Origin of the sequence: Arthrobacter sp. TB 23 (assembly GCF_000294595.1) — a bacterium.
GTDB lineage: Bacteria > Actinomycetota > Actinomycetes > Actinomycetales > Micrococcaceae > Arthrobacter_D.
In genome coordinates, this window is sequence record NZ_ALPM01000051.1 from 27,142 (window position 1) to 38,893 (window position 11,752).

The 11,752-nt window shown below is 64.1% G+C and carries 7 protein-coding genes and 2 tRNA genes; 5 read left to right on the forward strand and 4 right to left on the reverse strand.

From position 1 onward, the window contains the following. Nucleotides 1-15: 15 nt before the first annotated feature. Nucleotides 16-88 (reverse strand) — tRNA-Arg (locus B384_RS0106640). A gap of 395 nt (nt 89-483) precedes the next feature. Between B384_RS0106640 and B384_RS0106645 the strand changes: the two genes are divergently transcribed. From B384_RS0106645 to B384_RS18030, 3 genes are read left to right on the forward strand one after another with little or no spacing between them, the layout of a single operon-like run. Beyond that, the gene (locus tag B384_RS0106645) at nt 484-2,313 is read left to right on the forward strand and encodes a phosphoenolpyruvate carboxykinase (GTP) (protein ID WP_083850859.1); all 1,830 of its coding nucleotides are present in this window, start codon (nt 484-486) and stop codon (nt 2,311-2,313) included. Nucleotides 2,314-2,355: 42 nt separating this feature from the next. After that, nucleotides 2,356-2,895: a PadR family transcriptional regulator gene (locus B384_RS0106650; RefSeq protein WP_019482342.1), complete on the forward strand. Its 540-nt coding sequence runs from the start codon at nt 2,356-2,358 to the stop codon at nt 2,893-2,895. Then, complete coding sequence (locus B384_RS18030) at nt 2,892-3,680, forward strand: alpha/beta fold hydrolase (protein WP_019482343.1); 789 nt, start codon at nt 2,892-2,894, stop codon at nt 3,678-3,680. Before B384_RS0106650 ends, B384_RS18030 begins: the two co-directional genes overlap by 4 nt. Before the next feature lie 6 nt (nt 3,681-3,686). Here B384_RS18030 and B384_RS0106660 read toward each other — a convergent pair whose 3' ends face one another. After that, on the reverse strand, nt 3,687-5,093 hold the full coding sequence (locus tag B384_RS0106660) for a phosphomannomutase/phosphoglucomutase (RefSeq protein ID WP_019482344.1): 1,407 nt from the start codon (nt 5,091-5,093) through the stop codon (nt 3,687-3,689). Between the two features lie 120 nt (nt 5,094-5,213). Between B384_RS0106660 and B384_RS0106665 the strand changes: the two genes are divergently transcribed. After that, nucleotides 5,214-7,328, forward strand: a complete 2,115-nt coding sequence (locus B384_RS0106665) for a RecQ family ATP-dependent DNA helicase (RefSeq protein WP_019482345.1) — start codon at nt 5,214-5,216, stop codon at nt 7,326-7,328. A 110-nt stretch (nt 7,329-7,438) separates the two neighbouring features. Here the strand turns inward: B384_RS0106665 and B384_RS0106670 are convergent. Together B384_RS0106670 and B384_RS0106675 are read right to left on the reverse strand one after the other, a co-directional pair. Continuing rightward, nucleotides 7,439-7,526: transfer RNA gene (locus B384_RS0106670), tRNA-Ser, on the reverse strand. A gap of 64 nt (nt 7,527-7,590) precedes the next feature. Beyond that, entirely contained in the window at nt 7,591-9,687 is a 2,097-nt protein-coding gene (locus tag B384_RS0106675) for a prolyl oligopeptidase family serine peptidase (RefSeq protein WP_019482346.1), read from the reverse strand. A gap of 119 nt (nt 9,688-9,806) precedes the next feature. Here B384_RS0106675 and B384_RS0106680 point away from each other — a divergent pair, with 119 nt between their 5' ends. Beyond that, nucleotides 9,807-11,735: an FAD/NAD(P)-binding protein gene (locus tag B384_RS0106680; RefSeq protein WP_026041016.1), complete on the forward strand. Its 1,929-nt coding sequence runs from the start codon at nt 9,807-9,809 to the stop codon at nt 11,733-11,735. Nucleotides 11,736-11,752 lie beyond the last annotated feature (17 nt).

The window sequence follows — 11,752 nt, forward strand, 5'->3', positions numbered from 1 at the left end:
GCTGGTGAAGCACTGTGCGCGCGAAGGGACTCGAACCCCCAACCTCCTGATCCGTAGTCAGGTGCTCTATCCATTGAGCTACGCACGCAATCTGGTCAACTTCGGCGATATGTTCAACGCATTCCTGCGTCAGTCACGCCGTTCTTGGCCTTGGATAACTTTACAGCTATTGCTGAGTTACGCCTAATTCGGGGGGAAGGTAGAAGCTTTTGGGCCAGTCACCGCGACATGCGCGACCGCTCGGACTAGACCGGTCTACGTGACCTTAATCACATTGCGGGGTATTGACAGCATCTCAGCACCGTGGATTCTAGGGAAATACCGTCGCAAACCCCATCCCGAGCCCGTTGATGGTGCAAGGGCTGGGAGTGACATGGACCATAGCATCGTTACACCACCCACCCAACGAAGGGACATGTTATGGGCGATCCTTTGCGCCAACTGGTTGAAGACAAGAACCTGAAGGCAACCGATCAGAGCGGCATGCCCGTAGTGCACGTCGGCGGGTTGCAAACCCCGGCACCGACCACACACCCAGCTTTAGTCGCGTGGGTGCAGGAGGTTGCCGACATGGTTCAGCCTGACCGGGTGTATTGGGTCGACGGTTCCGAGGCCGAAAACAAGGCGCTGACCGACGAGCTGGTGGACGCCGGAACCCTGCGTCGGCTTAACCCTGAAACGTTCCCCAACTCGTTTGCGGCCTTTTCGGACCCCGCGGATGTGGCTCGTGTGGAGGAGCAGACCTTCATCTGCTCCGAAAACGAGCGCGACGCTGGGTTCACCAATAACTGGATGGACCCCAGTCAGATGAAGGAGAAGCTGCGAGGCCTCTTCACCGGATCGATGCGCGGGCGCACCATGTACGTGATCCCTTTTGTAATGGGTCACCTCGATGCGGTGAATCCCAAATTCGGCGTTGAAATCACTGATAGCGCTTACGTAGTCACCTCGATGCGCATCATGGCGAACATCGGCACCGAGGTGCTGGAGCGGATGACCGAGCTCAACGCCGAGTACGTGCCGGCGCTGCACTCCCTGGGTGCGCCCCTCGCCGATGGTGAGGCTGACGTTCCCTGGCCCTGCAACTCGGAAAAGTGGATTGTCCATTTCCCGGAAGAGCGCTCAATCTGGTCGTTTGGATCCGGTTACGGCGGCAACGCCCTGCTGGGCAAGAAGTGCTATGCCCTGCGGATCGCCTCGGTGATGGCCCGTGATGAGGGCTGGCTGGCTGAGCACATGCTCATCCTCAAGCTCACGTCACCGGAGAACAAGACCTACTACGTCTCCGCAGCGTTCCCCTCGGCCTGCGGTAAGACCAACCTCGCCCTGCTCGACCCAACTATCGAAGGGTGGAAGGTCGAGACGCTGGGCGATGACATCACCTGGATGCGGTTCGGTGATGAGGGTGAGCTGCGTGCGATCAACCCCGAAGCCGGATTGTTCGGTGTGGCACCGGGTACGGGCTGGCTGACCAATCCGAACGCGATGCGCGCCATCGCCAAGGGTAATTCAGTCTTCACCAACGTTGCGCTGACTGACGATGGCGGAGTCTGGTGGGAAGGAATGACCGCTGAGGTGCCCGAGCACCTGACCGACTGGCAGGGGAACGACTGGACGCCGTCGTCGGACAAGACGGCGGCCCACCCGAATGCGCGGTTCTGCACGCCGATCGACCAGATCGACATGCTTGCCGACGAGTTCAACGACCCCAATGGCGTCGAGATCTCGGCCATCCTGTTTGGCGGCCGCAGGAAAACCACGGTGCCGCTGGTTACCCAGTCGCGCGACTGGGCCAACGGAATCTTTATGGGGTCAACCCTGTCGTCCGAGACGACGGCCGCCGCCGCTGGCGAGGTGGGTCGAGTTCGCCGCGATCCGATGGCGATGCTTCCGTTTATCGGGTACGACGCCGGTGACTACCTACGCCACTGGATCACCCTGAGCAGTAAGGCAGATCAGGAGCGACTGCCGAAAATCTTCCTGGTGAACTGGTTCCGGCGGACCGCCGACGGAGGCTTCGCCTGGCCGGGCTTCGGCGAGAATTCGCGGGTGATGAAATGGGTGATCGAACGGCTCGAGGGTACCGCCGATGCCGTCGAGACGCCCATTGGCTATGTGCCGACCGGCGCATCACTTGACCTCACGGGCCTGGATATGACGCCAGAAGAGGTGGACGCCGCGGTGCGGGTGGATCCCGAGGAGTGGGCGGCCGAGCTGCAGGGTATCGAGGAGTGGTACTCGCGGTTTGGGGAGTCACTGCCGTCCGAGCTGGAGGATCAGCTGAAGGGCCTCAAGGAGCGATTCGGGGTCTAACTTTGGTAGACCATGCACCTAGTAGACAAGTCGACTAGGTGCATGGTCTACTTTGGTATGATCCTTTCTCACGTCATTCTGGGCCTGCTCGCCGTTGCCCCAATGACGGGCTATGACCTAAAAAAACGATTTGACACGAGTGTCAACCATTTCTGGTCTGCCGACAAAGCGCAGATCTACCGCACCCTGAGCAGGCTGGTCACCGACGGCCTTGCTGAGGTGAAGATCGTGCGGCAGATTGGCCTGCCGGACCGTCAGGAGCACCACATCACCGAGGCCGGTAGAGCCACCCTCGGCGAGTGGCTCGTATCTGCACCCGACGCCCACCGGGAACGGGACCCCTTTCTGGCCCGGATCTTTTTTTCGGGCACGCTTCAGCGAAGCGAGATTCTTGCGTTGACTGCGCAACGCAGAATGACCGCGGAGTCCTTGCTGAATGAGTTGTTGGCTCAGCTAGCACCAGGCGAGGGTGCCCCACAGACCCGGGCAGAGTACATGAGATTCGCAACGCTCCGGAACGGTATCAGTCATGTCCGCGCCGAGCTGGAATGGCTGGACGAAGTCGAAAAGGATTTGCCATGACGGCGCTCCAGTTCCCAGTCCTCCACCCGGCGCGAGGCAACGCCTCCGCGTCAGTCGTTTTTCTGCATGGCGGGAACGTCGCGAACTGGATGTGGCAACCTCAAGTCGAAGCGTTCAATGACTATCAGGTCATCACCCCGGACCTCCCCGGCTTCGGCGCCCGAACTGGCGAGCGGTGGATAAGCCTGGATCACGCTGCGGACGAGGTGGCTGAGTTGATCAGGACAAAAGCCGACGGCCCAGTGCATCTGGTGGGGCTTTCCCTTGGAGGTGTCGTGGCGCTCCGTCTATTGGCGAGGCACCCACGCCTGGTAACCAGCTCGCTGGTCAGTGGGGTGCCAGCTCTCGGCGTCGACGGCGTCACGGGCGCCCTGGCCCGAGTGCAGCTTCGATGTTGGGACTATAAATGGTTCTGGCAGTTGCAGGCGCGGGCTTTCAGGCTCCCGGCGGATAGCTATGGCGTTTTTGTGGAACACGGCCTGAGGATGCAGAGCGCCAACGCTCATCGGATGCTGGGTGAAGTGTTCGCAGGCGGCCTGCCGCCCGGGTTGGTTGAGTACCGCGGGCGGCTGCTGGCGCTCGCCGGCGGCAAGGAAACCCGGGCCATATGCGATGCGCTGAAGGTGATCGCCCGGACCGTTCCCCACGGCGTGGCTGCGGTTGTCCCGGGAATGCACCATGTCTGGAATGTCGAGGACCCTCCTCTATTCAATGAGGTCGTGCGTCAGTGGATCAACGGGTCGGTGCACGCTGGCCTTAACGTCCCGGACACGATCGCCCGGTAGGCCCTTCTACTGCCGGACCTGCCCCAAGACCTCGTCGGTCAGGGTCCCGAGAATCTGCGGGTCGATCGCTTCGGCATTCAGGCGCAGGTAAGGCTCCGTGTTCGAGGCGCGGAGGTTGAACCACCAGGACCCGTCATCAGCCGTGAAGGTGAGCCCGTCGAGCTCGTCAACGGTGACACCGTCGTTGCCAAACTCCTCGCGGACGCGGGCAACAGCGGACGGGACGTCATCCAGGCGCGAGTTGATCTCGCCGGAGGAAAAGTACGGCTCGTACTCGCGGCCGAGGTCGGAGAGGGGGCCGGGCTGCTCGCCCAGCGCCGCGAGGACATGCATGGCAGCCAACATCCCGGTATCAGCGTTCCAGAAGTCCTTGAAGTAGTAGTGGGCTGAGTGCTCTCCGCCGAAAACGGCGCCCTCCTCGGCCATCACTGCCTTGATGAACGAGTGTCCCACCCGGGTGCGGACCGGCCGTCCACCCAGCCGTTCGATCAGCTCGGGCACGGCCCGGGACGTAATGAGGTTATGGATGACGACCGGGGCGCTCACGCCGGCGGCCTGGGCGCGCACTATTTCTCGGCGTGCCACCATCGCGGTGACGGCACTCGGCGACACCGGATTCCCAAGTTCGTCAATGACGAAGCAGCGGTCGGCGTCGCCGTCGAACGCAATCCCGATGTCCGCCTGATTGCTGAGCACTGCTGCCTGCAGGTCCAGGAGGTTCGCCGGTTCCAGTGGGTTGGCCGGGTGGTTTGGGAACGACCCGTCGAGCTCGAAGTACAGGGGGACGATGTCGAGGGGGAGGTTCGGAAGCAGCGTATCGCCCAGGACGGCGGGAGTGGTCAGCCCGCCCATGCCGTTGCCGGCGTCGACGACCACCTTCAGCGGGCGCGATCCTGACAGATCCACGAGGGAGCGCAGGTATTCGGCGTACCCGCGAAGCACGTCGCGGACCCCGATGGTGCCGGTTCGTGCCGCCGCGGGGATGTCACCGGTGTTCAGGTATCGCTCGGCGAGAGCCTGAATCTCTACCAGCCCCGTCTCGGAGGAGACGGGTACTGCGCCGGGACGGCACATCTTCATCCCGTTGTACTCAGCCGGATTATGGCTGGCGGTAAAGGTGACTCCCGCAGCGTCGAGGGTGCCACTGGCGTAATAGAGCTCGTCGGTCGAAATGAGGTCGAGGAGGACGACGTCGGCTCCGCGCCGGGTGGCGCCCTTTGCGAAGGCGTTACTGAACTCCGGTGAGGACGGCCGCATATCGCCGCCAACCAGGACAGTGGCGCCAGCGAGATCGAGTACGTCAACGAACGCAGCGCCTACCGCCTCGACAATTTCGGAGGTGATGCTCTCTCCGACGATGCCGCGCACGTCATAGGCCTTGAAGGACGCTGAAAGATCAAAGGATTTAGTCACGGACAGAGTCTAACCGCTGGCTCCCTCCGGACAAGGGCTGTGGAGGCCAGGTCAACGGGGTTTCCCACAACCGCAGTCCCCGCAGGCACGGCTGTCAGCGGGGACTGCGATACTAGGCTCATGGTCGACACCACCACACTTCATGATCAGGCAGCGGTTATTCTGCGGACCCTCGTTGGACGAGAGGACGCCGAGTTCCACGACGGCCAGTTCGAGGCGATCGAGGCCCTGGTGGACGGTGGCCGCAGGGCCCTCGTGGTCCAGCGCACGGGGTGGGGGAAGTCGGCCGTCTACTTCGTCGCGAGCCTGCTCCTGCGCGCCCGGGGGGCGGGACCAACATTGATTGTGTCCCCACTGCTCGCGCTGATGCGGGACCAGGTCGCGGCTGCGGCGCGTGCCGGGGTGCGTGCTGAAGCGATCAACTCGGCCAACCAGACGGACTGGCAGGAGATCACCGACAAACTCGACAACAACTCGGTCGACGTTCTTCTGGTGTCACCGGAGCGGCTGAATAACCCGGCGTTCCGGGAACGCCACCTGCCCGAATTGATCCGACGCACCGGGCTCCTGGTCATCGACGAGGCACACTGCATCTCCGACTGGGGGCATGATTTCCGCCCCGACTACCGCAGGTTGCGTGACCTGATCACCCAATTGCCGGCGGGTGTGCCAGTTCTGGCGACGACGGCGACCGCCAACTCGAGGGTAGTCAGCGACGTCGAGGAACAGCTGGGGACTGACGGCACCGAAGTATTCACCCTGCGAGGCAAGCTTGCCCGCGATTCTCTGAGGCTGGGAGTCCTCCGGCTACCGAGCCCCCGGTCTCGCCTCGCGTGGCTGTTGACCCACCTTGATGACCTCCCGGGCAGCGGGATCATCTATGCACTGACCGTTTCGGCCGCCGAGGACACGGCACACCTGTTGCGGGCGAACGGCCATCAGGTCCTGGCGTATACCGGCCGGACCGACCCGGCCGAACGGGAGTCGGCTGAGGCCGCGTTGAAGAACAATGAGGTCAAGGCCCTGATTGCGACCAGCGCACTGGGGATGGGGTTCGACAAGCCGGACCTCGGATTCGTGGTCCACCTGGGGGCGCCCTCATCACCGGTGGCCTACTACCAGCAGGTGGGGCGTGCGGGCCGTGGCACCCCCAACGCCGACGTGCTGCTCCTGCCGGGCACTGAGGACCGCGAAATCTGGGAGTACTTCGCCACGTCCTCGATGCCATCGGAGGAGAAGGCAACCCGGGTGCTCGAGGCACTGCAGCCCGGCGCGGTCCTTTCCACGCCGGCTTTGGAAGCCCGGGTGAATCTTAAACGCACCCCTCTCGAACTGCTGTTGAAGGTCCTTGACGTGGACGGCGCGGTCCGGAAGGTGCAGGGCGGCTGGGAAAGTACCGGCGCGCAGTGGGTCTACGACAGCGAACGGTATGGGCGGATCGCCAAAGCGCGGATCGCCGAACAGAAGTCCATGTTGGACTATGAGAACACCACACAGTGCCGGATGGAGTACCTTGCGGCAGCACTCGATGATCCGACAGCTGCGCCGTGTGGGCGGTGTGACAACTGTGCGGGCGCGTGGTTCTCGGATGAAGTGGCGCATGATGCCTCAGACAGCGCCCAGAAGGCGCTCAGCAGGGTGGGCGTCGAACTTGACCCGCGGGGTCAATGGCCCAGCGGGATGGACAAGCTGTCGGTCCCGGTCAAGGGACGGATTCCGGCTGGCCAGGCCAACGCGGAGGGCCGGGCGCTGGCCCGACTGACCGATCTAGGGTGGGGCAGTCGGCTGCGGGAACTGCTGGCTGACACGGCCGAAGATCAGCCGCTGGGCCCGCTGGCCCTCGAAGCCTGCGTCTCGGTGCTAGCACAGTGGGGCTGGGAGACGCGCCCCGTGGCCGTGGTCAGTGTGCCGTCGCGTCGTCGACCGTTGCTGGTCCAGTCGCTGGCCGAGAGTCTCGCCAAGGTGGGCCGTATCCCGTATCTCGGTGCCCTGCAGACACCGCACGGCTGGCCCAGCGGGGCTCCGGGCGGCAACAGCGCATTCCGGCTTGCAGCAGTCTGGGATCGTTTCGCAGTCCCCGAGGAGGGGCGAGACTGGTTTGCCGCGAACCCGGGCCCGGTCCTGCTCGTGGACGATCTTGCAGACAGCCGGTGGACCATTACCGTTGCCGGTAAGGCGTTGCGGGACGCCGGCGCCCAGGAAGTGCTGCCGTTTGTCCTCGCCCTGAAGGCCTGACCCCGCCGGGGCACTCCAGCACAGGGCTGACCCGGCCGGGGCATTCCCGCACGGGGCCCGGGCAAAAGAAAGCACCCCCAACCGAGGCCGGGGGTGCTTTCTGAAAAACGCGGAGACGGGGGGATTTGAACCCCCGGTAGGCTTTAGGCCCACACTTCATTAGCAGTGAAGCCCATTCGGCCGCTCTGGCACGTCTCCAGCGGCTATTACTAGCCACCCAAGGCTACCTGTAAGACGCAGGCAAGAGCAAAACCGCCGGCAGCTATAGGCCGCCGGTCAGCGCCTTCCACAAAAACTCCTGCGACATTACGTGCATGCGGGCCGCCTGCCGGTTATCCGATGCGCCGGCATGGCCACCCTCCAGCGCTTCGTGGAACCACACATTGTCAATCGACAGAGCCTTCATCCGGGCCGCCATTTTCCGTGCCTGCACCGGCCCAACCCGGTCATCGCTCGTCGCCGTCCAGATCAGGGTGCGCGGATAGTCGACCCCCGACCGTAGCTGGTGGTACGGGGAGAAGGTCTGGACGTACTCCCACTCCTCGGGCTTATCGGGGTCACCGTATTCGGCGATCCAGGAGTAGCCCGCCGACAGCTTCGTGTAACGACGCATGTCCAGCAGCGGCACACCGCAGGAGATAGCCCCGAACAGGTGTGGGTAGTGCGTGAGCATGTTCCCCACCAGCAGACCGCCGTTACTGCGTCCGGTGCAGCCGAGGAACTCTGGTCGAGTGACGCCGCGTGCCACCAGGTCCTCGGCGATCGCCGCGAAATCCTCGTAGGCCCGATGCCGGTTGGCGTGGAGGGCCGCCCGGTGCCAGGCCGGCCCGTACTCACCACCCCCGCGGATGTTCGCCAGCACGTACACCCCGTGCCTGCCGCTTTCGGTGGTCCGCTCCAACCATCCTCGTCCGATCACTCCCGAGTAGGCGGGAACCATCGCGTGCTCAAACCCGCCGTAGCCGGACAGGAGGGCGGGGTTTCCCCCGTCGAGTGCCAGCTCCGTCGACGCGACCTGAAAGTAGGGGACCCGGGTCCCATCCTTGGACACCGCGAAGTGCTGCTCAACCGTGAACCCGTTGTCATTGAAGAACGACGGCGTCGCCTTGACCTGTTCGTGCGCGCCGCCCACTGTGCCGCGCAGCAGGGTCGTCGGGGTCAGGAACCCGCTGGCCAGCAGCCAGTAGTCATTCCCGTCGACGTCGTCCTCGTCATCAACGGCGAAGGCGTCAACCGAATGCAGGGGCGGGCACGCATCAAGCACCTCCGCCCGCCAACGTTCAGAGGGTTTCAGGACACGAATCTCCGAGGACACGTCACTGAGCAGATTCACCAGCAGATAGTCCCGCGTCCAGCTCCAGGACTGCAACGACGTCTGCGCGTCGGGCTGGAACAGGACGGTCAACGATCGGTCCCCGGCCAGGAAGGAGTCAAGATCGACGCCGAGCAGAGACCCCGAGGCGAACACCGTCCCGTCCACCTCCCAATCGGTGCGCGGCCGCAGGATCAACCACTGCCGGTGCAGTGAAACGTTCACATCGTCGGGCACATCCAGTCGGACCCACTCGCCGTTGTTGCGAAGGTGCGTGCGGCTCGAGTAGAAGTCGATTGTGTCAACGGCGATGTCCCGCTCGAAGCCCGGTGTCTGATCCCTCATCACCACCGCCATCATGTGGTGCTCGGGGATGTCGAAGTACAGCTCAGCGTCAGCCAGGGACTGCCCACGCTGTAGCGTGCGCACCGTCCGCGGATAGGAACTGGTGGTCATTGACCCTGGCCCGAAGTCGGTGGCCAGATGCAGTGCATCTGGCCCGGCCCAGCTGATCCGACTTTTGGCTGCGGGAATGTCGAAGCCATCGGCGACGAAGGTCCGGGAGACGACGTCGAATTCGCGGAACCGCCGGGCGTCACCACCGTCAGGGGAAACAGCGATCAGGGCCCGCTGATACGGCTCGCCGTCGGCCGGTCGGAGGGACATCGCCCCGCCCCACACCCATTCGACGCCTTCGTCGGCGCTGAGCCGGTCAAGGTCCAGCAGCACCTCCCACTGAGGCGATGCGGAGTTGTAGCTGTCCCAGTCGGTGCGCCGCCACAGCCCCTTCGGGTGTTCTTCATCGCGCCAGAAGTTGTAGTAGTGCCCGCCCCGTTTGGAAACCATCGGGATCCGGTCAGTGGAGTCGAGCACCTCCAGGACCCTGCGCTCCATGTCCAGAAAGTCGCCGGTGACGAGCTCTTGCTCGGTAACAGCGTTCTCGGCGTGAACCCACTGGAGGGGTGACTCACCGTAAATGTCTTCGAGCCAGAGGAACTCGTCGTGGTCGGGGATCGGACCGGAGTGCTGGTCTGTGGTGGAGGTCATATTTCCATCCTATGCACGCCTTTCCGCTGCACCCATTCCGGCACCGCCGCGCAGGTCCGGGCCCTCGACGCCGCCAGCCTGGTTCCTTCCCGTCCTGGCCCAGCGGATACCCTTATCGAATGCGCATGGGTCGGAGTCTTCGGGTAGCTGTGGTGGGTGCTGGCCCCCGCGGCACCTCGGTGCTGGAACGACTTATTTCCCAGTGGGAGGCCCATCCGCCCGACCAACGCCAACAGCTCGACATCCATGTCATCGACCCGGAAAGCCCCGGCCCGGGCCATGTCTGGCGGCCGGTCCAGTCCCGACTCTTCCTGATGAACACTCCGTCGCTGTTCCCCACGGTGGTGCCCGTAGGGGCTCCGACCCATGGGTTGGTCCCGTCAGTCGTGGGGTACTCGTTTGACGACTGGCGTGTCCTGGTGACGTCCGACCCGGTCCCCACGCTTTCCAATGCCGACCGCGAAGAGCTGTCGGACCTCGGAAGCTCCGGTTTCCCCAGCCGTGCCTTGTACGGCAGGTATCTGGAGTGGATCTATCAGCAGCTGGTCGACCGTTGCGGTGACGGCGCCACGATCACCCACCACGCCACCGACGCAAGGGAAATCTCCCGGGTGGCTCCCGGTTACCGTCTCCGGTTAGGCGACGATTCGGTGCTGGCAGCGGACGCAGTGGTGCTGGCGCTGGGACATGTTCCCTCGCAGCTCAGCCCCGAACAGGAGACGCTAAGGGACGGCGCCGCACGCTACAGCCTCAAATACTGGCCGCCCGCCGTCCCCGCCGACATCAACTGGGCAAAACTGCCTGCCAAAAAGCCGGTCCTGGTCCGGGGCCTGGGCCTGAACTTTTTCGACGCCATGATCCAGCTGACCGAAGGACGCGGCGGTCGGTTCACCCCCGACGAGGGTGGGAAACTGAGCTACCAACCGAGCGGCAGCGAACCGCAGATCATTGCTGCCTCCCGGCGAGGGGTGCCGTACCGGGCGAAGGCACAACTGGATAGTTACCTCCCTCGCAGCGTGACCTTGCGCTATTGCACGCTACCGGCGCTGCAAACGTTCGCCGACCAGGGAATCACACCTGGCTTCGACCACGATATCTGGCCGCTACTGCACCGTGACGTGGTGACTGCCTACTACTCCACCCTGGTGCGGGTGGCCGGCGCGGACCTGGTGGCCAACCCGGACGGATTCCTGGAGAGAGTTCACACCGCTATCGCCGTGAGCGGCCCGGAATGGACTGCTGCGCTGGACGCGGTCCTCGCCAGCGAGCTGCCCCCCGTTCACCACCTCGATGTTGAGCGGCTGTCCCACCCGTTCGCTGGGCGCAGGTTCGCCAGCGCCCAGGATTACCAGGAAGCGGTGCTTGACTACCTCGACGCCGATGTTGCCGAGTCCTTCAGGGGCGAAGATAGCCCGCTGAAGATGGCGATCGGCGCCATGAATGCTGGCCGTACTGTGATCAAACAGGTGGTCGCCGACGGCGGGCTGACCGATCAGGCCTGGCTGACCGAGCTCAGGGGATGGTTCGAACCCCTGGTGGAGGGCGTGGCCAGCGGTCCGCCAGCGATCAGGATCGCCCAACTGGCTGCCCTGGCACGAGCGGGTGTGGTGCAGTTCATCGGGCCCAACCCCCAGTTCGTTGTCGACGTCGACACCGAACGATTTGAAGCGTCGTCACCGTGGGTGGAGGGTGCCGGGGTAGCAGCGAGCTACCTGGTCGACGCGATGATGCCGCCCAACCGCGCCGCCACCACCCTGTCCCCGCTGCTGCGCCAACTACTCGGCGACGGTCTGGTCCGGCCCAAAATGATGATGGCGACCGACGGCGCGCCGGTCAGCGCGCCGGGACTGGACGTCACGCTGCCCCCTTACCGGGCAATTGACGGCTCGGGTCGCGCGCACCAGCACCTGTACGTGGTGGGTTTGCAGCTCGCTTCGGTCCAGTGGGGGACAGCAATTGCGGCCCAGGCTCACACGTCGCCTGCTGCCGGTAGCCGGACGCTCCGGGACGCCGATGACATCGCCACGGCCATCCTCGCGATCACATAGTTAACCGGAACGGCGGG